The sequence below is a fragment of the Streptomyces sp. NPDC053474 genome (assembly GCF_044544845.1).
Taxonomy (GTDB): domain Bacteria; phylum Actinomycetota; class Actinomycetes; order Streptomycetales; family Streptomycetaceae; genus Streptomyces.
In genome coordinates this window covers 276,056-299,095 of the sequence record NZ_JBITXV010000003.1, presented here as the reverse complement: position 1 = coordinate 299,095, position 23,040 = coordinate 276,056, and the positions used below count along the sequence as shown (strand labels likewise).

At 72.7% G+C, this 23,040-nt stretch carries 16 protein-coding genes; 6 read left to right on the top strand and 10 right to left on the bottom strand.

What is annotated here, in order from left to right; translation table 11 throughout:
- Positions 1 to 74: 74 nt before the first annotated feature.
- From ACIG3E_RS08095 to ACIG3E_RS08080, 4 genes are all read right to left on the bottom strand, one after another.
- On the bottom strand, positions 75 to 3,374 hold the full coding sequence (locus ACIG3E_RS08095; protein WP_399612706.1) for a S8 family serine peptidase: 3,300 nt from the start codon (positions 3,372 to 3,374) through the stop codon (positions 75 to 77).
- A gap of 1,127 nt (positions 3,375 to 4,501) precedes the next feature.
- Positions 4,502 to 4,948 (bottom strand): NUDIX hydrolase, encoded by a 447-nt coding sequence (locus ACIG3E_RS08090; RefSeq protein ID WP_399612704.1) that lies wholly within the window; start codon positions 4,946 to 4,948, stop codon positions 4,502 to 4,504.
- A gap of 56 nt (positions 4,949 to 5,004) precedes the next feature.
- Positions 5,005 to 5,889, bottom strand: coding sequence for a pyridoxamine 5'-phosphate oxidase family protein (locus ACIG3E_RS08085; protein ID WP_399612702.1), 885 nt, complete (start codon positions 5,887 to 5,889; stop codon positions 5,005 to 5,007).
- Positions 5,890 to 5,933: 44 nt separating this feature from the next.
- Positions 5,934 to 6,389, bottom strand: a complete 456-nt coding sequence (locus ACIG3E_RS08080) for a VOC family protein (RefSeq protein ID WP_399612699.1) — start codon at positions 6,387 to 6,389, stop codon at positions 5,934 to 5,936.
- Positions 6,390 to 6,545: 156 nt separating this feature from the next.
- Between ACIG3E_RS08080 and ACIG3E_RS08075 the strand changes: the two genes are divergently transcribed.
- The 3 genes from ACIG3E_RS08075 to ACIG3E_RS08065 all read left to right on the top strand — a co-directional run bounded on the left by ACIG3E_RS08075 (position 6,546) and on the right by ACIG3E_RS08065 (position 10,399).
- On the top strand, positions 6,546 to 7,100 hold the full coding sequence (locus tag ACIG3E_RS08075; protein WP_399612697.1) for a CGNR zinc finger domain-containing protein: 555 nt from the start codon (positions 6,546 to 6,548) through the stop codon (positions 7,098 to 7,100).
- Positions 7,101 to 7,355: 255 nt separating this feature from the next.
- A complete protein-coding gene (locus ACIG3E_RS08070; protein WP_399612695.1) occupies positions 7,356 to 9,107 on the top strand; it encodes a TIGR03767 family metallophosphoesterase in 1,752 nt (583 codons plus the stop codon).
- 125 nt (positions 9,108 to 9,232) lie between these two features.
- A complete protein-coding gene (locus ACIG3E_RS08065; protein ID WP_399612693.1) occupies positions 9,233 to 10,399 on the top strand; it encodes a serine hydrolase domain-containing protein in 1,167 nt (388 codons plus the stop codon).
- 137 nt (positions 10,400 to 10,536) lie between these two features.
- On the opposite strand, the gene ACIG3E_RS08060 is transcribed toward ACIG3E_RS08065, so the two are convergent.
- Positions 10,537 to 11,604, bottom strand: a complete 1,068-nt coding sequence (locus tag ACIG3E_RS08060) for a hypothetical protein (RefSeq protein ID WP_399612690.1) — start codon at positions 11,602 to 11,604, stop codon at positions 10,537 to 10,539.
- 311 nt (positions 11,605 to 11,915) lie between these two features.
- Here ACIG3E_RS08060 and ACIG3E_RS08055 point away from each other — a divergent pair, with 311 nt between their 5' ends.
- Positions 11,916 to 12,992: a S1 family peptidase gene (locus ACIG3E_RS08055; protein WP_399612687.1), complete on the top strand. Its 1,077-nt coding sequence runs from the start codon at positions 11,916 to 11,918 to the stop codon at positions 12,990 to 12,992.
- Positions 12,993 to 13,059: 67 nt separating this feature from the next.
- On the opposite strand, the gene pepN is transcribed toward ACIG3E_RS08055, so the two are convergent.
- Positions 13,060 to 15,639 (bottom strand): aminopeptidase N, encoded by a 2,580-nt coding sequence (pepN, locus tag ACIG3E_RS08050; RefSeq protein WP_399612684.1) that lies wholly within the window; start codon positions 15,637 to 15,639, stop codon positions 13,060 to 13,062.
- Between the two features lie 147 nt (positions 15,640 to 15,786).
- Here pepN and ACIG3E_RS08045 point away from each other — a divergent pair, with 147 nt between their 5' ends.
- Complete coding sequence (locus ACIG3E_RS08045; RefSeq protein ID WP_399612681.1) at positions 15,787 to 16,443, top strand: DsbA family protein; 657 nt, start codon at positions 15,787 to 15,789, stop codon at positions 16,441 to 16,443.
- Between the two features lie 213 nt (positions 16,444 to 16,656).
- Here the strand turns inward: ACIG3E_RS08045 and ACIG3E_RS08040 are convergent, their stop codons facing one another.
- The 3 genes from ACIG3E_RS08040 to ACIG3E_RS08030 form a co-directional block, all read right to left on the bottom strand.
- Positions 16,657 to 17,307 (bottom strand): superoxide dismutase, encoded by a 651-nt coding sequence (locus ACIG3E_RS08040; RefSeq protein WP_172388058.1) that lies wholly within the window; start codon positions 17,305 to 17,307, stop codon positions 16,657 to 16,659.
- Between the two features lie 280 nt (positions 17,308 to 17,587).
- A complete protein-coding gene (locus ACIG3E_RS08035) occupies positions 17,588 to 18,994 on the bottom strand; it encodes an amino acid permease (protein ID WP_399612679.1) in 1,407 nt (468 codons plus the stop codon).
- Positions 18,995 to 19,228: 234 nt separating this feature from the next.
- Positions 19,229 to 20,653 (bottom strand): amino acid permease, encoded by a 1,425-nt coding sequence (locus ACIG3E_RS08030; protein WP_399612678.1) that lies wholly within the window; start codon positions 20,651 to 20,653, stop codon positions 19,229 to 19,231.
- Positions 20,654 to 20,944: 291 nt separating this feature from the next.
- On the opposite strand from ACIG3E_RS08030, the gene ACIG3E_RS08025 reads away from it, so the two are divergent.
- Entirely contained in the window at positions 20,945 to 21,529 is a 585-nt protein-coding gene (locus ACIG3E_RS08025) for a biotin transporter BioY (protein ID WP_399612675.1), read from the top strand.
- 40 nt (positions 21,530 to 21,569) lie between these two features.
- Here the strand turns inward: ACIG3E_RS08025 and ACIG3E_RS08020 are convergent, their stop codons facing one another.
- Positions 21,570 to 22,913: an FAD-binding oxidoreductase gene (locus ACIG3E_RS08020; RefSeq protein WP_399612672.1), complete on the bottom strand. Its 1,344-nt coding sequence runs from the start codon at positions 22,911 to 22,913 to the stop codon at positions 21,570 to 21,572.
- Between the last annotated feature and the right edge of the window lie 127 nt (positions 22,914 to 23,040).

Genomic DNA, 23,040 nt, shown 5'->3' with positions numbered 1-23,040 from the left:
ACGAGAACGGGGCGGGCACCTGGACCAGGTGCCCGCCCCTTCCGCATGCCGTGCCGCGGAGGTCTCCGTACGCGCTACTCGGTGACCTTCGCGACCGTCACGGTGCCGGTGCCCGCGACGGTGCCGCGCGCGTTCAGGAGGTTGACCTCGCCGAAGAGCACCCGGCCCGAGGCGGCGGGGGCGCCCGCGACGAGCTCGGCCGCGACGGTGGCGGACTCGCCGTTGGCGAGCTTCACCGGCTTGGCCTCGTCGACCTTGACCTGGCCGAGCGACGCGGAGAAGAACACGTCACGGTAGTCGTACGCGGTCTGGCCTGACGGGATGGAGTAGCCCGCGACCTCGATCGTGTACGTGCCCGGGGCGGGCTTGGCGATGCTCACCGATTCGTCCGAGTCGCCGTCCGCCGACTGCGCGACGACCCGGCCGTCCTTGAGGACCGCGAGGTCCAGGTCGGCGCGGGCGTCCGAGGTGGAGCCGATCGCGGCGTCCAGGCGCTCGGCGCCCTCGGGCACGACGACCGTGGTGGTCTGCTTCTGGCCCTGCTTGATGGTGGGCCGCGCGGTGACGGCCGAGCCCAGCGAGCCGCCCTTCAGCTTGCCGTCCACCGTGGCGTAGTCGTTCGTCGCCTTCCAGGTGACCGGGGTCGGCTGCCCGACCTTGGCGTCGTCGACCTTCTGCGGCGCCGGGGCGAAGGACACGCCGAGCGCGGACACGTCGAGGCGGTAGGGGTTGTCGAGCATCGGCGAGGTGCGCCGCGACTCGACCTCGATCTCCCAGACGCCCGGCGTCGGGTCCTTGTACGACCGCAGGTCGGGACGGCAGGTGTTGTCCGGGTTCGGGAAGTTCGGGTAGCAGACGAGCGAGGAGGTCTCCTCGGACGGCAGCCCGTAGGGGTGCACGGAGATGAAGCGCGTCTGGCTCTTGTCCGCGAGCCCGCCGAGGGCGACCTCAAGGGTCTTCGTGCCCTTGGGGACCGTCACGAAGTGCGACTGGGTGCTGTTGCGCTGCACCGAGCCCTTCGCCGTGTACGTGAACTTCGGCTTGGCCAGCTCCTTGGAGACCACCACGGTCGTCATGATCTGGTGGTCGATGCCGGGCGTGCGCTTGTCGTTCACGGTGAGCCGGGCGCTGGAGACGCCCGCCGACCGCGGCGCGGCCTGCACCTTGACCGTGACCGGCTTGTCGCGGGTCAGCAGGACCTCGGAGGGGCCGACGAGGCTGAACGTCTTCTCGTGGTTGTTCGCGAACTTCAGCTCGTGCCGCACGGGCCCGCGCGGCCCGGTGGTCCGGGTGAGGGTGACCTTGTAGGTCTTCTTCTCGCCCGCCTTCAGGCCGCCCTCACGGTCGTACAGACCGGTGCCGGGCTTCTTCAGCTCCTGGTCGAGGGCCGTGTCGACGGGCGCCTTCACGGTGTACTCGTGCGCCTTGGCGCCGCGCTTGATGGCGTCCCAGGCACCCATGACGTCCATCCGGCCGGTGCCCTGCGCATAGGCCTGGACGCCGGGGATGCGGTCGGCGGTCGAGGTGAGCGCGGTGCGCAGCTTCGCCGGGGTGAGGTCGATGCGCTGCTGCTTGGCGGCGCTGAGCAGCAGCGCGGCCGAGCCCGCCGCCTGCGGCGACGACATCGACGTGCCGTTCAGCATCGAGTAGCCGGCCGGGAGCTTGTAGCCCGCCTCGACGACCGGGCCGCCGGGCAGCCAGGTCTGCGTGGTGTTGATGGCCGAGCCCGGCGCGGTGATCAACGGCTGGAAGCCGCCGTCCTCACGCGGCCCGCGCGAGGAGAAGTTGAACATGCCGTACTTCTTCGTCACCTCGGAGCCGTAGTTGGCGGCCCAGGTCTCCTTGGAGATGGCCGCGCCCACGGAGATGACGTGGTCGGCGAGCCCGGGGTCGCCGATGGTGTTGGCACCGGGCCCCTCGTTGCCCGCCGAGATGACCAGCTGCACGCCGTAGGTGTCGATGAGCCGCTTGTACAGCTCGGCACGGGCGTTGTTGCCGTCGTTCAGCGCGGGCAGACCGCCGATGGACATGTTGACGATGTCGACGCCGCGCTTGGTGACGAGGTCGATCATGCCTTCGGTCAGGGCCACGTTGGTGCAGCCGCCGGACCAGGTGCAGGCGCGCGAGGAGACGATCTTGGCGCCGGGCGCGGCGCCGCTCATCTTGCCGCCGAACAGCTTGTTGGCGGCCGTGATGCCCGCGACGTGCGTGCCGTGCTCGGACTCGATGAGGCCGATGTTCACGAAGTCGGCCTTCTTGCCGACCCAGTCGCCGCCGTAGGGGTCCGTCGGGACGTCCTTGCGGATCTCCACGACGAACGGCACGCGCTCGGCGACGTCGGTGGCCGGGTCGTCCTTGCCGAAGTAGGCGACCTGGTGCTTGTCCCCGTAGGGCTTCATCGCCTTGTCGTCGGTGAAGTCCTTGTTGTCGTTCAGGTCGACGCGGACGGTGCCTGCGGCCGGGTCGTACAGGACGCCCCAGGTGTCCGTCGTGTCCCCGTCGCGGTTCAGGTCGCCCTTGGCGTCGCCGCCCGCGGTGGCGGCCTCGCGGAACCGGCTGATCTGGAAGGACCCGGAAGGCGCCTTCCACGTGTCCCCGTCCCACGTGAAGGCCGGACCGCTGACCGGGTTCGTCATCCGCCGCCAGGTGCCGTCGCCGTCCACGATCGGGTCGGTCGCCGTCACCCAGTCGGTGATCTTGCGCTCGCCGGTGGTGGTCTTCTGCAGCGCCGGGTGCCCGAGGTCGACGCCCGAGTCCAGGACGCCGATGGTGATCCCGCGCCCGTCGGCCTTCGGGTTCTTCTTCACGAAGTCCACGGCGCCCGTCTCGAACGACGGGTTGTACGGGTTCTTCGCGGGCGTGTCCTTGCCGGGCGCGGGGTAGGCGGCGGCGCCCGCGGCGGGCCCGGCCCCCTTCGCGCTCTGCGGCTTCGGGTCGTCCAGCTCGATCTCCTGGCGCAGGTCGATGCCGTGCACCGTGGTGAGCTTGCTCGCCGCCTTGATCGCGGCGTCGGCCTTCGCGGTCGGCACGGAGGCGCGGACGTAGCCGAGCTTGTCGTACGTGCGGCCCACCGAGCCGCCCTCGACGGCGTCGAGCTGCTTCGCGACCTGCTCGGTCGCGCCGGGCTTGGTCGCGACCATCATGGTGACGGTCTTGTCCCCGTCCGCCTTCGCGTCCGCCAGCAGCTCCGCGTCGGCGGCGCCCAGCTTGGCGGCGGCGGACTTCGGAGCCGGGGCGGGGGTGTCGTCGGCGAAGGCCAGGGGGAGCGGGGCCGCCGCGGTCAGGGCGGCGGCCACGGCTATCGCGGTGGCGAGGCGGGCGGTGCGTCTCGCGCCCGGGCCGTCCTCAGTGGAGTGCTGTGCTTCGCGGGTCATCTACATCCCTGTACGTGAATTCGAAGTGGTCAGGTTCGAAGTGGCGGTCCGGAAATCGGGGCCGGATGACCGCTCAGCTTTACGTAAGGGGTGCCTTTTGGGGAGCCCTGCCTGCCCCGCTCTTGCCCGGTGGCGTACTCCCGCCATACGCCACCCGGAACAACCCACCCCATAACGGGACTTGCCCCCCACCGCCCCCTCGCGGGACGTCCCAGCCCCCTCGCGGTGCTCCCCAGCCCCGCCCCTCCCCACCCCATGGACCACCGCCCCCACCTCAGAGACACCGCGCTACCGCGCTCGTCCTCAAACGCCGGACGGGCTGAATGGGCCAACCCCACGCGGCCGCCTGCGGCCCGCTCGCGGTGCTTTCCCACCCACCCGCCCCTGAGGCCCACTGAACGACGGCGTGCAGGCCGCCAGGCCCGGGCCGGGGGTGGGGTGTTTTCCCGCCCGCCCTCTGAGGCCCAGTGGACGACGGCGTGCAGGCCGTCAGGCCCGGGCCGGGCGGGGTGTTTTCCCACCCACCCGCCCTCTGAGGCCCAGTGGACGACGGCAGGGGAGCCGCTAGGTGGGGGGCGGGCGGGTGTTTCCCACCCACCCCCTCGGCCAACTGAACGACGGCGGGGAAGCCGCGAGGTCGGGGCCGGGGGTGGGGTGTTTTCCCGCCCGCCCTCTGAGGCCCAGTGGACGACGGCGTGCAGGCCGTCAGGCCCGGGCCGGGCGGGGTGTTTTCCCACCCGCCCGCCCCCCTGAGGCCTACTGATCGACGGCGGGGGAGCGGCTAGGTGGGGGTCGGGTGGGGTGTTTTCCCGCCCACCCGCCCTCTGAGGCCCAGTGGACGACGGCAGGGGAGCCGCTAGGTGGGGGGCGGGCGGGTGTTTCCCACCCACCCCCTCGGCCAGCTGAACGACGGCGGGGAAGCCGCGAGGTCGGGGCCGGGCCGGGGCGCTGGGGTGGCACGGGTGGGGGTGGTGGGGGAGGCCGCCGCGGTAGCGGCGGAAGTGGGACGACGGTGGGGGAGCCGCTAGGTCGGGGCCGGGCCAGGTCGCTGGGGTGGGAACGGGTGGGGGTGGTGGGAGGGGACCCGCCGCGGTAGCGGTGGGGAGGGCCGGGTTAAGACCCAGGGGTCAGGTGAGGTGACCGTTCGGCGGGCGCCCACGCCACAGGTCCAGCCCCACGTCCACCAGGCTCACCCGATCAAGCCCCGCCACGGAGTCCAGCGCGTGCCACGCCGCAAGGTCCGTCGACCCCGACGTCTCGTGGCGCAGCGACCCCCCAACCACCCGCCCCTCATACACGAGCCGCACCCCATGAAAGTCGGCGACCGCCCCAAGCCGCCGCGGATACCGCCGCCGCAGCGAGTCGACGCCGAGCAGCGCGACGGGCTCCACGGCGTACCCCGTCTCCTCGTCGACCTCGCGGATCACCGTGTCGTAGGGGTCCTCGCCGTGGTCCATGCCACCCCCGGGCAACGTCCAGCGCTTGCTGCCGTCCCCCGCGACCCAGCGGGCGAGCAGCACCGATCCGTCCCGTACGCATACGGCGTAGGCCGCCACCCGGAGTTCCTTGTGCATTCGCTGACGTTAGACCGCGTACACCGGCGAGGCACGGTCTGTTACCCAACTGCCGATCACGGGTTGGCGGGGGAGTACTCCGGCGCGGACCACGTCCACGGGCTGGCTCCGGCGGTCTCGACGGCCTCGGCGACGCGGAAGCGGACGGTGCGCTCGCCGCCGGGCCCGTACGCGGTGGCGGCGGTTCCGGTGAGCTGGAGGGCGGTGCCGCTGGTCCAGTCGAGGAAGAGCAGCCCGGCGCCGGGGTCGGCGGTGAGGTTGCCCAGGGTGAGGAACATGGCGTTGCCCGCGTAGTCGGGCCAGCTCAGCTCGGTGGGGGAGAGGACCCGGACGAAGCCGGGGTTGCCGCCCCGGTGGCTGGCGTCCGCGCCGCCGTCGCGCACGGTGGCGATGAAGAAGGTGTCGGCGGCGGCGACGAACCGCCGCTGGGCCGCGGTCAGCTCGGCGGTGACGCGCGGCGCCCCCGCGGCCCCGTCGCGCCGCCCGCCGACCAGCTGCCGCCTCTGGAGGTACTTGGGGCAGTTGGAGAACACCTGGTCCGCCTCGATCGCGAGGCCGCGCGACGTCGGCCGGGCCCGCCCGTTGAGCCGCATGCGGCGCCGGGTGCGCGGGTCGAGGGCGATCGTACCGACGGGCGTGCCGGGGCGGCCGAGCGCGGCGGCGAGCGGATCGCCCGCCCCGGCCCGGCCCGCCACGGACACCTGGTGCGCCCCCGTGGCGCGGACGAAGCCGGGGTCGCCGGTGAGCGGCGAGGCCCACACCCGCCCGCTGCCGGGGTCCCGCGCGCCGACGACCAGCATCGGCTGGAGCGCGAGGAACGCGGCGGCGACCGGCCGGATGCCCGGGCCGATGGACCGGCCGACGTGGTCGGCGAGCGCGCGGACGCCCACGCGGTCCTGCACGGCGCGCGAGCCGGAGTGGTAGGGGTCGTGCTCGGTCACGGCGGCGCCCTCCTTCGGGGCTCGGGGAAACGGGGGCGGGGCTCCTAGAAGAAGCCGCAGGTCGGCGCTGAGCCCGAGGGGGCCGTGCCGGTGTCGGCGCCGGACCGGGTGTAGATCTCCAGGCGGGTGCCGTCCGGGTCGTGGAAGAAGATCCCGCCGGACGCGGCGCCCTCGCCGTGCGGCACGACGCCGTCGTACGCGAACTCCACGCCGTGGGCCCGCAGATCGCGCTCGTAGTCGCGGACGACGTCGACGGACTCCACCTCGAACGAGAGGTGGTGCAGGCCCGCGCGCCCGGAGTCGTACGCGCCGCTCGCCTGCTGCCACAGGGTGAGCGCGAGGGTGCCCTCGCGGCCGAGGAAGGCGTAGCGGCGGCCGTCGTCGGCGCCTTCGCCGGTCACCTCGAAGCCGATGACGTCCCGGTAGAAGGCGAGCGAGCGGTCCAGGTCGGTGACGTTCAGGCCGATGTGGCCGGTGGGCGGTGCGCTGATCGTGGTCATGACTCTCCCCTGTGGGTGCTTCCGTCCGGCGGCACGGGGGAGCTGTCGGTCCTCCGTGCCGGATCGGCTAACCGTTGAAAGTTAGATTAGTGGTTAGTGATCGCGAGCGTCAACCGCTCACGTACTCTTGACTGGTTAGCTCTGAAGGGAGAACCCATGCCCGCCGCCCACGACCCCCGCCCGCTCACCGGCGAGCCCCTCTCCCTGGACCTGCTCAACACCCGCTGGATGCACGACGGCACCCGTCAGGACCTGCTCACCGGCCCCGAGGGGCTCGCCGTCTGGCTCGCCGCGAACGGCCTCGACGCGCGCTTCACCGCCGACGCACCGACGCTGCGGAACGTCCTCGCCGCCCGCGACGCCCTCGCCGGACTCGTCGACCTGCCGGGCAAGCCGGGCGGCGACGCGACGGCGGTCGCCCGCCTCGACGCGGTGCTCGCCCACGGCCGGATCCGCGCCCGGCTCACCCCCGAAGGCCCCGCCGAGGAACCGGAGTTCGCCGATCCGGCCTGGGGGCCCGCCTGGCTCGCCGCGCGCGACTACCTGGACCTGCTGTCCGCCGCGCCCGACCGGATCCGCGCCTGCGCCCACGAGGCGTGCGTCCTGCACTTCTTCGACACCTCGCGCAACGGCACGCGGCGCTGGTGCAGCATGGCCGTCTGCGGCAACCGCGCGAAGGCCTCACGCCACTACGCCCGCACCCGCCCCTGACCCCGCCGCGCGCCCCCTACCCCGGGAGGTGAACGGCGCGTGACCGGCGCGCCTCCGTCCGGAGAGGTGCGCATGCACACGCAGGGTGTCCCTCAGATCCACTTACGGTGATCGGCGTCACCCGTTGTGGCGACGTTAACGCGCAGGTCACCCCAGCTGCCAACGATCCAGTACGAGCGGGGAGCGCACCGGACAGCCACGGTCCGGACCTCCCCGCGACCACTGCCGACGCGTTCGCACTCGGGGAGACGCGCCATGTCGCGCATACGCTCTGTCGCCACCGCCGTCACGACCGCCACCGTCAACCGCCGGGCGTTCCTCGCCGCGACGGGCGCCGTGTCCCTGTCCGCGGGCGTCGGATACGCCGTCGGGCCGGGGGGCCACGGGAAGGCGGCCGCCGCCCAGCGCGGCCCGGTCGCGGTCTCCCGCCCCGCGCCCGCCGCCCCGCTCGCCCCCTACCGCACGGGCACGACCCTCCACTCGGCGGCCGCGCCCCGGGGCACCTCCGGCTTCCGGCGCCTGGGCGACGGACCGGCCTGGCCGCGCGTGGTCCGCGCCGACCTGGCACCGGCCCACCGGGGCCGGGAGGAGCGCCGCACCGCGCTCGCCGCGTTCGTCCAGTTCACGGACCTGCACCTGGTCGACGTACAGCATCCGCTGCGGTACGAGTACCTGCGCGCCCAGACGGCGAGCGCCTGGCGGCCGCAGGAGGCCCTGTCCGTGGCGGGCGCGGTCTCGCTCGTCGAGCGGGTCAACGCGCTGCGCGGCGCGCCCGCCACCGGCGCGCCCCTGCACTTCGTGATGACGACCGGCGACAACACGGACAACAACTCCCGCACCGAACTCGACTGGTTCCTCAAGGTGATGAGCGGCGGCCGCGTCACCCCCAACTCCGGCGACCCGCGCCACTACGAAGGCGTGCAGAACAGCGGTCTGAAGCTGTACTGGCACCCCGACGCCGCGCTGCGCGACGCCGACAAGCGCGTCGGCTTCCCGCAGCTGCACGGCTTCCTCGACGCCGCGATCCGGCAGGTCAACAGCCCCGGCCTGAACCTCCCCTGGTACTCCACCGTCGGCAACCACGACGCCCTGCCCGGCGGCTGCTACGCCCCCGGCGACTCCTACTTCGCCGACCTCGCCGTCGGCGGCCGGAAGCTGATGTCCCTGGACGCGGCGCGCGGCGCCGCCCTGTGGAAGGCCGTCAAGAAGGGGCAGGACCCCAAGGGCGCCCACTTCAAGGAGGTGCTGCGGGCGGAGAAGCGGCGCATGCGGTCCGTGACCCCGGACGCCGCGCGCGCCCCCTTCACCCCCGCCGAGTACGTCCGGGCCCACCTCGACCCGGCGCACGCGGGCCGCGGCCCCGTCGGCCACGGCTACACCCAGGAGAACCTGGCCAACCGCACCCAGTACTACGCCTTCCGCATCACCGACGACGTCCTCGGCATCAGCCTGGACACCACCGACCCGGGCGGCCACTACGAGGGCTCGCTCGGCACCGCCCAACTGCGCTGGCTGGAGCGGACCCTGAAGGCCGTGGAGAGAAGCGGCGACGCCTCGTACGTCATCGTCTTCAGCCACCACACCAGCCGCACCATGCGCAACCTGGTCACCGACCCCCACCACCCGCGCGAGGCCCGGCACGGCGGCGACGAGGTGCTCGCGCTGCTGCGCCGCCACCGCTCCGTCCTGGCCTGGGTGAACGGGCACAGCCACAAGAACGCCATCACCCCGCACGGCTCGCTCTGGGAGGTCTCCACCGCGTCGCACGTGGACTTCCCGCAGCTCGCGCGCGTGATCGAGCTGGTCGACAACCACGACGGCACGCTGTCCCTGTTCACCACCCTGATCGAGTCGGCGGCCCCGCACCGCACGGACTTCGCCGACCTCTCCCAGACCGGGCTCGCGGCGCTCTACCGCGAGCTGGCCTTCAACGCCCCCGGCGCCAAGCCCGCCCTCGGCGGCGCACCGGGCGACCGCAACACGGAACTCGTCCTCCGCAAGCGCTGAACCCCGTCCTGCCCGACCGCCTCCGCCCGACTGCCTCCGCCCGACCGCCCCGGCCGTGACTTCCCGGCCGGGGCGGAGTTCTGCCCTGCGTGACGGGCGGACGTACGGACGAAGGACGGCGACCCATGGCAGTGCCGAGACGGCTCACGCCGGTGCGCAGGGGGTGCGTGGCGGCGGCCCTGGTCGCGGCGGTGGCGGCGGCCCTGACCGCCCCCGCGGCCGCGACGCCCGGCGCCGACCGGGACCACCGCGGGACCCGGGCCGCCCTGGCGGCCGCCGTGCGCGGCGGCGTCCCCGGAGCGACGGCCCACGCACGGGACCGGCACGGCTCCTGGAGCGCCGCCGCGGGCGTCGGCGACCTGCGCGAGGGCACCCCGCGCGGCGCGCACGACCGGTTCCGCGCGGCCAGCATCACCAAGACGTTCGTGGCGACCGTGCTGCTCCAGCTGGAGGCGGAGGGCAGGCTCGACCTCGACGACACCGTGGGCGCGTGGCTGCCCGGCGTGGTCGAGGGCCACGGCCACGACGGCGACCGGATCAGCGTCCGACAGCTCCTCAACCACACCAGCGGCATCCACGACTACAGCGCGGACCCGGACTTCGACCGAGGGCTCACCACCCCGGAATTCTTCGCGCACCGCCACCGCACCTGGCGGCCCGCGGACCTGGTCGCGCTCGCGACGCGCCACGCGCCGGACTTCGCCCCCGGCCGAGGATGGGCGTACTCCAACACCAACTACGTCGTCGCCGGAATGGTCATCGAGAAGGTCACGGGCCGCCCCTACGGGGACGAGGTCCGCGACCGGATCATCAACCCCCTGCACCTGCGTGCCACCTCCGTGCCCGGCACGGCGCCGACCCTGCCCCGGCCCAGCTCGCGCGCGTACTCCAAGCTCTCCGGCACCGCGGGGAGCAGGACGTACGACGTGACCGAGCTGAACCCGTCCATGGCGGGCGCCGCGGGCGAGCTGATCTCGGACGCCGCGGACCTGAACCGCTTCTACACGGCCCTGCTCCGCGGCGACCTGCTGCCCCCCGAGCAGCTCGCCGCGATGAAGAGGACGGTCCCCGCCCGGGGGAAGGGAAGCGCGGGCGGGCGCTACGGCCTCGGCCTGCTGCGGCTCGAACTGCCCTGCGGCACCGTCGTGTGGGGCCACGGCGGCGGCATCCACGGCTCGCTGTCCCTGGCCCTGACCACGACCGGCGGCGGGCACGCCCTGACGTTCCACTTCAACGGCGACTGGGCGGGCGGCCAGGACCGCGTCCTGGCCGCGGAGTTCTGCGGCGCCTGACCGCCGCCGTCCGCAGCCGTGCGGGGGCGGCGCCCGGCCGTCCGCAGCCGTGCGGGGGCGGAGCCCCGCCGTCCGGAGCTCCGCCCCCGCACTCCCCTCCGGGGCCCGCGCCGTGCCCGCGGGCACGGACGGCCCGGCTATCTGGGCAGGACCACGATGTACGCCGCCGGGTCCCGGTCGCAGGAAGCCATCAGGGCCGTCAGGACGACCGCCGCCTGCTGGTCGGGGGCGTCCCGCAGCTTCTTCGGGGTGATGTGGACGACGGTGACGCCGAGCCGCTCCAAGTGCTCGCGCTTGCGGGCGTATGCGGACCACTGCTCGTCGTCCTCCTGCTGCTCGCGCCCCGTGCGGCCGTGCCGCGGCGCCCGCGTGTCCAGCTCCACGGCCACGGCCTGCTCGGGCCAGTACGCGTCGACGCCGCCCAGGTGGGGCCCGCCCGGAAGGCGCAAGTCGACGTTCCACAGCGGATCGGGGAGCCCGTGGTCGTGGACCAGGGCGTGCAGGCGGTCCTCGGCGATCGCGCGGCCCTCGGCGAGCAGCGAGTCCACGGCGTCCACCACGTGCGGACGGCCGAGCAGCCGCGCCCGGTTCAACTCCGCCACCAGGACGGCCGGTTCGCAGTGTCCGCCGCGCACCGCCTCGGTGAGCAGCCGCCGCACCGCGCGCGCCTCGGCGAGGTGGGCGACGGCGTCGGCGAGCGCCCGCGCCACTGGCGCCACCGGCACGCCGGTGATCTGCAGCGGTGTGGGCAGCGTGTGCGCGCGGACGAGGCGGGCGCAGCCGGTCGAGCGCAGCCGCCGGGTGCGCGGGACCAGGACGTCGATCCGGTCCAGGGAGAGCAGCGGCGGCGTGGAGGAGAAGCGGTGCAGGGTGAGGGCGGCGAGCCCGGTGATCATCGCGTCGGCGTAGCCCGCGTGCGGCTCGCCTGCCCGCGGCTGCGCGGGGATCGCCCGGGCCTCCTTGGCCGGGGGCCGCCCGGCGTAGAGCAGCACGCCGTGCAGCCGCTCCTCGCTGGTGGGTGGGCCGGGGTGGAGCAGGTGGACCCCTGGAAGCAGTTGCTGCCAGGGGCCGCCGGGGCGGCAGTGCGCGCTGATCTCGGCGGCGCCGACGCCGTGCGCGCGCAGCTGGGCCGCGCTCATGACGCGGCGCTGGGCGTCGGCGAGGTGGCGCAGGGGGCGGGGGGAGAGCGGGGTGTTGTGGTTCATGCCGTGGCCATTCCCGGTGCCGATCCGTCCCCTAACCGCTGTTACAGTCCCGTCGACAAAACCGGACAAGCCCGTCCTAAAGTACGGGAGTTCGAGGACCGAAAAGGTGCGGTTCGGGGAGCGTGCGGCCAGGACGGAGTGCGTCCGCTTTCTCGCGCCACCCCCTTGTGGGCGGTCGGCCCCGTCGTCATACTCGGCGCGATGCTTGGCATGGACGCGACGTAACCCCGTCGGCGGTCCGTGCCAGGAACCGGTAACTCCCCGGAGCCGCACCCGACTTGGGCGGCTCCATCCCCCCATGGAGGTACTGAGTGACACCCCCACGAGCAACCACACGGCGCCTCGTCCTCACCGGCATCGGCGTCGCCGCCCTCGTCGCGGGCACCCTCACCGCGGCGACCACCAGCTCGGCGGCATCGGACCCCACTCCGAAGGCCCTCGGCGCCACCGCGGCGGGCAGGCTCGCCGACACCCTGACCGACGGCCTCCCCGGCGGCACCGCGGGCGCCTACTACGACGCCTCCGCCAAGAAGCTCGTCGTCAACGTCCTCGACGAGGCCGCGGCCGACCGGGTCCGCGCCGCCGGAGCCGAGCCGCGGACGGTCACCCACTCCCAGGCCCAACTGGACGCCGTCCAGCGGGCCCTGGGCGAACACGCGGTCCCCGGCACGTCACGCGGCACGGACCCGGTCCTCAACAAGGTCGTCGTCACCGCCGACTCCACGGTCAAGGGCGCCGCCCTCGACCGGCTGAAGCAGCGCGTGGCGGCACAGCACGGCAAGGCGGTCCTCAAGCGCACCGCGGGGAAGTTCCAGCCCCTCATCCGCGGCGGCGACGCCATCTGGAGCTCCAGCGGCCGCTGTTCGCTCGGCTTCAACGTCGTCAAGGACGGCCAGCCCTACTTCCTCACCGCGGGCCACTGCGCCTCCCTCGCGGGCACCAGCTGGTCCGAGACCCGCGGCGGTCCCGTGATCGCCCAGGTCGAGGACTACGGCTTCCCCGGGCGCGACGACGCCATCGTGAAGTACACCGCGAACGTCGCCCACCCGAGCGAGGTCAACCTCTACAACGGCGGCTCCCAGCAGATCACCGGGGCCCGCCAGGCCGTGGTCGGCGAGCAGGTACAGCGCAGCGGCTCCACCACACACCTGCACGGCGGCACCGTGCAGCGGCTCAACGTGTCCGTCTCCTACCCGCAGGGCACGGTCAACGGCCTGATCCAGACCAACGTCTGTGCCGAGCCCGGTGACAGCGGGGGCTCGATGTTCGCGGGCAGCAGCGCGCTCGGTCTCACCTCCGGTGGCAGCGGCAACTGCTCCAGCGGCGGCCAGACCTTCTTCGCGCCGGTCGTGGACGCGCTCTCGCGCTACGGAGCGCAGATCGGCTGACGCCCGGTCTCCCGGTCCTCCGGGGCTGGGGCCGCACTGCCGCGGCCCCAGCCCTCCGGGGGAGCGGTCAGGCGGTGCCGTCGCACGCCTGGGCGCGCAGGGCCCGGGCCAGGTCGTCGCGGGACTCCAGGACGAGGCGGCGCAGGGCCGGCGGCGCCGCCTCGTGCGCGGAGAGCCACGCGTCGGCCGCGGCCACCGTCTCCGGGCTGTCCTGGAGGTGCGGGAACAGGCCCCGCACCACGTCCATGCCGATCTGGATGGACCGCTCCGCCCAGACCCGCTCGATGGCGGCGAAGTACTTCGGGGCGTACTCGGCGACGAGCCCGCGCTGCGAGGGCTGCGCGAAGCCCGAGATCGTCGCCTCCACCAGGGCGTTGGACAGCGCGTCCGACTCCACCACGGAGGCCCAGGCCTGCGCCTTGACCGCCGCCGACGGCCGCGCGGCCAGACAGCGGACCTGGTGGCGCTTGCCGGAGGCCGTGTCGTCGCGGGAGAGCTCGTCCGCGAGCGCCCGCTCGTCCGCCACCCCGTGCACCGCGAGCGGCAGCTGGAACGCCCAGCGCAGCTCCTGGTCCACATCGAGGCCGTCGATCTTCGCGGTCCCGTCCAACAGGCCCTGGAGGAGCTGGAGGTCGGCCTCCGACGAGGCCACGGAGGCGAAGAACCGCGCCCACGTCAGCTGGTGCTGGCTGCCCGGCTCGGCGATCCTGAGCTCCCGCAGCGCGCCCTCGGCCAGCAGCCGCCCGCCCGCCTCGCGCCAGCCGGGCGCGGCGTAGTGCGTGTGGGCCGTGCCCGCCCAGGCGTGCAGCATCTGGAGCACGCCGATGTCCGTCTCGCGCCCGGCGAACCGCAGCACGAGCCCGACGAAGTCCCGCGCGGGCATGAGCCCGTCCCGCGTGAGGTTCCACAGCGCCGACCAGCACAGGGCGCGGGCGAGGGGGTCGGTGACGTCGCCGAGGCGCTCGCGCAGGGTGGCGAGCGAGGTCTCGTCGAAGCGGATCTTGCAGTACGTCAGGTCGTCGTCGTTGACCAGGACGAGCTCGGGGGCCTCGGCGCCGACGAGCTCCGCGACCGTGGTGCGCGGGCCCTCGACGTCCACCTCCGCGCGGGCGTACCGCACGAGGTCGCCCGTCTCCGAGCGGCGGTACAGGCCCACGGCCACGCGGTGCGGGCGCAAAGTCGGGTGGCTCTCGGCGGCCTCCTGGACCACGGCGAGCTCCGTGACGCGGCCCTCCGCGCTCAGGGTGACCTGCGGGGTGAGGGAGTTGACCCCCGCCGTCTCCAGCCAGGCCCGCGACCAGGCGGCCATGTCGCGCCCGCTGGTCTCCTCCAGGACCGAAAGGAGGTCGCCGAGGCGGGTGTTTCCGTACGCGTGGCGCTTGAAGTAGCGGCGGGCGCCCTCCAGGAAGGCGTCGCGGCCCGCGTACGCCACGAGCTGCTTCAAGACGGAGGCGCCCTTGGCGTACGTGATCCCGTCGAAGTTCAGCTTGGCGTCCTCCAGGTCGCGGATGTCGGCCGTGACCGGGTGGGTGGAGGGCAGCTGGTCGGCGCGGTACGCCCACGCCTTGCGGTTGTTGGCGAAGGTGATCCAGCCGTTGGTGAACCGGGTCGCCTCGACCATCGAGAAGGAGCCCATGAAGTCGGCGAAGGACTCCTTGAGCCACAGGTCGTCCCACCAGCGCATGGTGACCAGGTCGCCGAACCACATGTGTGCCATCTCGTGCAGGATGACGTTCGCCCGGCGCTCGTACGACGCCTGGGTCACCTTGCCGCGGAAGATGAACTCCTCGCGGAAGGTCACGCAGCCCGGGTTCTCCATCGCGCCCAGGTTGTACTCCGGCACGAAGGCCTGGTCGTACTTCCCGAAGGGGTAGGGGAAGTCGAAGTGGTCGTGGAAGAAGTCCAGGCCCTGCTTGGTGACCAGGAAGACGTCGTCCGCGTCGAAGTGCTTGGCCAGGCCCTTGCGGCACATCGCGCCGAGGGGGATCTCCAGACGGGTGCCGTCCTCGAAGACGCGCTCGTAGGAGTCGGTCACGTAGTGGTACGGGCCCGCGACGACCGCCGTGATGTACGTCGAGATGGGCTTGGTCTCGGCGAACTGCCAGACCCCGTCCACCTGCTGTCCCGCGCCGTTGCTCCACACCGTCCAGCCCTCGGGCGCCTGGGCGGAGAAGCGGAAGGGGGCCTTCAGGTCGGGCTGCTCGAAGTTCGCGAAGACGCGGCGGGAGTCCGCGGGCTCGTACTGCGTGTAGAGATAGACCTCGCCGTCCTCCGGGTCGACGAAGCGGTGCATGCCCTCGCCGGTGCGGCTGTAGGCGCACTGGGCGTCCACCACCAGCTCGTTCTCCTCGCGCAGGTCCTCCAGCGCGATGCGGCTGCCGTCGAAGACCTCGGACGGGTCGAGGTCCTTGCCGTTCAGCGAGACGGCCGTGACGCTCGGGGCGATCAGGTCCGCGAAGCTCGCCGCGCCCGGCTCGGCGCAGCGGAAGCGGATCGTGGTGACGGAGCGGAAGGTGCGCGGCGCGGTGTCGCCCTCCTGGCTTTCGCCGACCGCCGACCGCAGGTCGAGGAAGACCTCGTACCCGTCGACGGACAACAGCGCGGCCCGCTCCTGGGCCTCGTCGCGGGACAGATTCTCACCGGGCACGGGCGGCACTCCCTCGTGGCTCGCATGACTCTCGTTGGAATGCCTCTGATCCTCGCACGTGCCCCGGTCGGCGGACATCCGGGAATGCCCGGCCACACCCCTGACGTTGCCCTGGCCAGGCTTCGCACACATTCCCTAGGGAGAGACATGTCCGCGTCCTCTGCGACCACCGAGAACGGCAAGACCCCCGTCGACTTCTGGTTCGACCCGCTCTGCCCCTGGGCCTGGATGACCTCCCGCTGGGTCCTGGAGGTCGAGAAGGTCCGTGACATCGAGGTCAGCTGGCACGTGATGAGCCTCGCCGTGCTCAACGAGGACAAGCTCGACGAGCTGCCCGAGGAGTACCGCGAGATGCTGGCGACCAAGGCCTGGGGCCCGGTCCGCGTGGTCATCGCCGCCCAGCAGGAGCACGGCGCGCAGGTGCTCGGCGACCTCTACACCGCGCTCGGCACCCGCATCCACAACCAGGGCGAGGGCCCCACCAAGGAGGCCGTCGCCGGTGCCCTGAAGGACGTCGGCCTGCCCGAGTCCCTCCTCGACCACTGGGACGAGACCCCGTACGACGCCGAGCTGCGCGCCTCCCACAACGAGGGCATCGAGAAGGTGGGCCAGGAGGTCGGCACGCCCGTCATCGCCGTCCCCGGCGCCGACGGCGAGCAGATCGCCTTCTTCGGCCCGGTCGTCACCCCCGCCCCCAAGGGCGAGGCGGCCGCCCGGCTCTGGGACGGCACCCTGCTCGTGGCCTCGACCCCGGGCTTCTACGAGATCAAGCGCACGCGGACGCAGGGCCCCCTTTTCGACTGAGAACCGAGACGCACCGCAGCCATCAATTGAGCAACCCCGGTGGCGAGCAACCAGGTCCGCGAGAGCGGCGCCGGTTTAGGCGCAAAAGGGTGAAAGGCCCCCGCGAGTCACGTCCTCGCGGGGGCCTTTCGTTCATCCGCCTGCCGACGCGAAGGTTGAGAAGACGATCACAAGGCAGGACGTGTCACGCGGGCGCGGGGCCCGCGGGGTGGCTCAGGGGGCCAGGAGCAGGCTGTTCACGCGCTGCTTGGCGGCCTCGTAGCGCTTGGCCACGTCCTGCCAGTTGACGACCTGCCACATGGCCTCGATGAAGTCCACCTTCTGGTTCTTGTACTGCAGGTAGAAGGCGTGCTCCCAGGCGTCGAAGACCAGGATCGGCGTGGAGCCCTGGCCGACGTTGCCCTGGTGGTCGTAGATCTGCTCGACGATCAGGCGGTTGCTGAGCGGCTCGTAGGCGAGCACGCCCCAGCCCGAACCCTGCGTCGTCGCCGAGGCCTTCGTCAGCTGCGCCTTGAACTTGGCGAAGGAGCCGAAGGACTCGGTGATGGCGTCCGCGAGCTCGCCCACCCCGTCGGCGTGGGTGGGCTCGCCACCGCCGCCGTCCTTGGGGCTGTTCATGTTGTGCCAGTAGATGCTGTGCAGGATGTGCCCGGAGAGGTGGAAGGCCAGGTTCTTCTCCAGGCCGTTGATGGCGCCCCACGCGTCCTTGTCGCGTGCCTCCGCCAGCTGCTCCAGGGTGTCGTTCGCGCCCTTCACGTATGCGGCGTGGTGCTTGTCGTGGTGCAGCTCGATGATCTGCGGGTTGATCACCGGCTCGAGCGCCGCGTAGTCATACGGAAGTTCAGGGAGCGTGTAAATGGCCATGAGTGAGCCCTCCGACCGTGCTCCGCGGGGGACCGTGCCGTATCGCCCGGTGCCGCGGCGCACCTCTTATTGCGACCTATGTGCAAGTGCAGGCTAGCAGCAGGTGGTGCCGGAAGTTGATCAGCCCTTGGCCCTAGGTCGCGAGCCCCGGTCCGCCGGAACGGAAACGGCCGAAGGCCGGTCCGCAGGAGCGGACCGGCCTTCGGCCGTCGGGTCGGAAAGGGGCAGGAAGGTGCGGAAAGGGCTGGAAAGGGCTGAAAAAGGGACGGAAGGAGTCGGGTCAGGCGCTCGGCGCCGTCTCGCGGCCCTCCGCCATCCTCTGCCGCACGTAGCCCACGACCATCAGGAGCAGCGTCAGACCGCCCGTGTAGTACAGCTGCGTACGGGTCTCCTCCTCGCGGGCCATCAGGACGAACACCGTGGCCATCCCGGCGAGCGCCACGTACGTCAGCCAGGGGAAGAGCCACATCTTCACGACGAGCGTCTCGGGGGCCTCGCGCTCCAGCTTCTTGCGCAGCCGCAGCTGGGCGGCGGCGATGAAGAACCAGACGACGAGGATGATCGCGCCGATGGTGTTGAGCAGCCACTGGAAGATGTCGTCGGGCCGCCAGTAGCTGAGCAGCACGCACAGGAAGCCGAAGGCCGACGAGGTGAGGACCGCGATCCGCGGCACGCCGCTGAAGAGCCGCCCCAGGGCCTTGGGGCCCTGGCCGCGCTGGACGAGCGAGTTGGCCATGCGGGAGGCGCCGTAGATGTTGGCGTTCATCGCGGAGAGCAGGGCGACCAGGATGACGACGTTCATGATCTGGCCCGCGCCGTCGATGCCGAGGTGGTCGAGCGTGGCGACGTACGGGCCCTTGGTGGCGACCTCCTCGGAGGTCCAGGGGAGCAGCGTCACGACGACGGCCATGGAGCCGATGTAGAAGATGGCGATCCGCCACATCGCGGTGCGCACGGCCTTGGCCACGCCCTGGACGGGGTGCTCGGACTCGGCGGCCGCGATGGTGACCGTCTCCAGGCCGCCGTAGGCGAAGACGGAGGCGAGCAGGCCCACGATGAGGCCGTCCACGCCGTTGGGCATGAAGCCGCCGTGCCCGGTGAGGTTGGCGCTGCCGGGCGCGTCGGTGTCGGGGAGCCAGCCGAGGATCGCGAGCACGCCGATGGCGAGGAAGAGGACGATCGCGGTGATCTTCAGGGCGGCGAACCAGAACTCGAACTCGCCGAAGTTCTTCACGGCCGCGAGGTTCGTGGCGCAGAACATCAGCATGAAGAGGGCGACCCAGGCCCACTCGGGCACGCCGGGCACCCAGCCGTGCACGATCTGCGCGGCGCCGATGCCTTCGAGGCCGACGGCCACGCAGAGCAGGAACCAGAAGGACCAGCCCGCCGTGAACCCGGCCCAGGGGCCGAGGGCCCGCTCGGCGTGCACGGAGAAGGAGCCGGACGCGGGGTTGGCCGCCGCCATCTCGCCCAGCATGCGCATGACGAGCATGACCAGGGCGCCGGACAGCGAGTAGGCCAGGATGATCGAGGGCCCCGCGGCGGCGATGGCCTTCCCGGAGCCCACGAAGAGCCCGGCGCCGATGACGCCGCCGAGGGCGATCATCGACAGATGACGCTGCTTGAGGCCGTGTCCGAGAGGGGCGTCGGCCTGGGGTGGTGCGTCTTTCACGGACGTCTGAGACATGGGCGTCCCTGTTCGCTAGCGGGGAGACGGAAGGAAGGAACCGCGCGGGAACCACAGGGGGAAGTGGGGCACAGTCTGAGCACGGGCACCGCTCACAGGGAACAGTTGACCGGTATACGGACACGACGCTCACACAAGGTGAAGACGTCTTCACGATTTCGTCATACTCGCGTGATCCAGCGGGCTGATTCCGTCGCGATGTCCCACCGGTGTCATGCGCCGTTCGTAGAAGAGTTACGTACGGCGCGTACGTCGCGTCGCCCACTCCCGCAGGAGCGCCACCGCGATCACCACCGCCGTGGCGCCCGCCGACCACAGCAGCTGCGGGCGCGCGCCGTCGTCGCGCAGCATCAGCGCGATCACCACGCCCATCCCCGCGAGCGCCGCCCACGTCAGCCAGGGGAAGAACCACATCCGCAGGGTGAGCCGCTCCGGCGCCTCGCGCTCGATGCGGCGGCGAAGGCGCAGCTGCGAGAGGGCGATCAGCGCCCAGACGAAGAGGAGGGCCGCGCCGACCGAGTTGAGCAGATACAGGAAGACGGAGTCGGGCCACTTCAGATTGAGCAGCACCGAGACGAAGCCGAAGGCCACCGAGGCGAGCACCGCGCGCCGCGGCACCCCGCCGCGCGACACCTTCAGCAGGCCCCGGGGCGCCTCGCCGCGCTCGGCGAGCGAGAAGACCATGCGCGAGGCCCCGTACAGATTGGCGTTCAGGGACGACAGGAGCGCCACGAACACCACGATGTTCATCAGGGTCCCGGCCGAGGGGACGCCGATGGAGTCGAGCACCTTCACATACGGGCTGAACCCGGCCTGCTGCGCCGTCCACGGCAGCACCGTCACGATGACCAGCATCGAACCGACGTAGAAGAAGAGGATGCGGTACACGGCGCTGCGCACCGCGCGGGCCACGGCGCGCACCGGGTCGTCGGACTCGGCGGCCGCGATCGTGACGATCTCCAGGCCGCCGAAGGCGAAGAGGACCACGACCACGCCGGAGATCACCCCGTCCCAGCCGAGCGGCAGGAAGCCGCCCTCGCCGGTGAGGTGGGTGAGCCCGACCGGGTCGGTGTCCGGCAGGAGCCCGAACACCGCGAGGAGCCCGAGCACCAGGAACGCGACGATCGCGAAGACCTTCAGGGCGGCGAACCAGAACTCGAACTCGCCGAAGTTCTTCACCGCCGCGAGGTTGGCGCCGGTGAAGAACACCATGAAGAGGAGCACCCACGCCCACTGCGGCACGCCCGGCACCCACGCGTGCGCGATCCGCGCCGCGCCGGTGGCCTCCACGGCGAGCACGACGACGAGCAGGAACCAGTACATCCAGCCGACCGAGAACCCGGCCCAGCGGCCCAGGGCCCGCTCGGCGTGCACGGAGAACGCGCCCGACGAGGGCATCGCCGCCGACATTTCGCCGAGCATCCGCATCACGCACATCGCGAGCGCGCCCGCGATCAAATACGACAGGACGATGCCGGGCCCGGCGACCGCGATCCCGGCGCCCGAGCCGACGAAGAGCCCGGCCCCGATGACCCCGCCGAGGCCCAGCATGGTCAGGTGGCGCTGCTTGAGGCCGCCGCCGAGGGGCTCGGCGGGGCCGAAGGGGTCCGCGGGAGCCGTCGAGGGCGCCCCCGAGTCGGGCCGCTGGTGATCGTGCATCGGGCTCAGCTGACTCTCAGGGTGCTCGGGGTGCTCAGAGGCGAGTTGGTGAGACTCCACAGTCTCACCGGCGCGTGCCCCTGAACGCAAAACCCGGCCCCGGCATTCCTGACCTCCGTGACCAGCATCACGCCCGGCCGGGTGTGGGCCGCGCCCTTTGTGCGGAGCCCACCAAGGCGGAGCCGCTCCCTTTGTCATCCGCGCCCCCTGATGGGGCACCCGCCCCGGGGTTAGGGTCAGGTCGTCCCACGCACCACCTGCCCCCAGACGTCCCAGAACCGCGGAGTCCCGATGAGCACAGCCGCCGCCACCACCCGCCCGGGCCAGGTCCTGGCCGACCTGATCCCCGCCTCCCGCCTGCGCGACGCGACCCTCGTGCTCGGCGGCGCCGCGCTCACCGGCCTGGCCGCCCAGATCTCCGTGCCCGTGCCGGGCTCGCCGGTGCCGGTGACGGGGCAGACCTTCGCCGCGCTCCTGGTCGGCACGGCGCTCGGCGCGCGCCGCGGCCTCCTGTCGCTCGCGCTGTACGCCCTGGTGGGCATGGCGGGCGTGCCGTGGTTCGCCGAGGCCAGGTCCGGCTACGGCATGCCCTCGCTCGGCTACGTCCTCGGCATGGTGCTCGCCGCCGCGGCGGTGGGCTCCCTGGCCCGGCGCGGCGCCGACCGGAACGTGCTGCGCACGGCCGGGACGATGGTCCTCGGCTCCGCGATCATCTACGCCGTCGGCGTGCCCTACCTGGCCGCGTCCACCGGCATGTCCCTGACCGAGGCGGTCGCCGCGGGCCTCACCCCGTTCCTCATCGGCGACGCCCTCAAGGCGGCCCTCGCCATGGGCGCGCTGCCGCTGTCGTGGAAGCTGCTCGGCGACAAGAGCTGACCCGGCGCCGGGGGCCGGGCGGCGGTCGCCGCCCGGCGGTTCAGCCGACGTTGTAGTTCCGCCTGAAGAGGTTCGCCGGGTCGTACGTGGCCTTCAGCCCGGCGAGCCTCTTTCGCGTGTCCGCGTCGTACACGCCCTCGGGGCGGTCGCCGCCCGCGAAGGCGAAGTTCACCGACCGGCCGACGGCGTGCGGGGCCAGCGGGGCGAACGCCCGCGCGTGCAGCTCCCGCAGCGCTTCGCGGTCCGTGCCCTCCAGGGGCGACAGGATCCGCACCGCCCAGGCCGCGCTCCGGTGCGGCACGGCGTTGTCGTGGTGGACGGGCCGGGCGAGCGCGCCGCCCAGGTGGTTGAGCTGGACGACGTGCATGCGGTCCGCGGCGGGCCCGGTGAGCGCGAGCAGCCGCTCCGCGCCCGGCAGGTCGAGCTCGGTGAGCATCAGGTTGTCGCCGTAGTAGGCGTGCGGGAAGTCCGGGTCGTTGTGGATCGTGTGGCTCTCCGTGTACGGCAGCTCGCGCAGGCTGTCCGAGACGGTCGGCCCGAGCGCGCGCAGCGGCGCCACGAGCCGCTCCCCGTCCTCGGCCGGGCCGGTGTAGGCGACGCGTACCGTCACCAGATAGCGGCCCCGCAGGTGCGGCGGGAGCTGCTCCATGTCCGGGTAGACCAGGGCGGCGACCGACGAGGTCAGCTCGTCGGGCACGAGCCGGGCCCAGGCGGCGTAGCCGCGCAGGAGCGCCGCCGGGTCGACCTCGCGGCCGTCGAAGGCGAGGGCCCCGCCGTACAGGCGCGCCACCGGCACCAGGCCGATCTCCAGGGCGGTCACCACGCCCAGGGTCGCGCCGCCGCCGAGCAGGCCCCAGAACAGCTCGGGTTCGCTCGCCGCCGTCACGTGCCGCAGCGTGCCGTCCGCCGTCACGACGTCCACCGAGCGCACGTGGTCGGCCGCGTAGCCGAACTCCCGCGCCAGGATGCCGATCCCGCCGCCGAGGGTGTACGACACGACGCCGACACCCGGCGCCGAGCCGTTCAGCGGGGCCAGGCCGTGCTCGGCGGCGGCCGCCACGACCTGGGACCAGCGCGCCCCGGCCCCGACCCGCGCGGTGCGCGCCCCGGCGTCGACGGCCACGGAGTCCATGCGGCGCGTGCTGATCAGGACGCCGCCCAGCGCGGCGTCCGGCAGGCCGTGCCCGGTGGCCTGGACGCCCACGGGCAGGTCCGCGTCGGCCGCGTACCGCACGGCGGCCACGACGTCCTCGGCGTCCGACGCGGCGAAGACCACGTCCGGCCGCTGGGTGAAGCCCGTCTGGAAGCCCGCGACCTCGTCCTCGTACCCCTCCTGGCCGGGGCGGAAGGTGAGTCGCTTGGCGGTGGGGTCGCTGAGTTCCACGGGTACCTCCGTCGTGCGTGGTGCGCGGCGATCGCGCTGACGGAGGTCACCCTGCCGCCGAAACCTGACAGGCGCCGTCAAGTTTTCCGCACCTGGCGTCGGCTCGCCCGCACACGGCGGCGGGGTG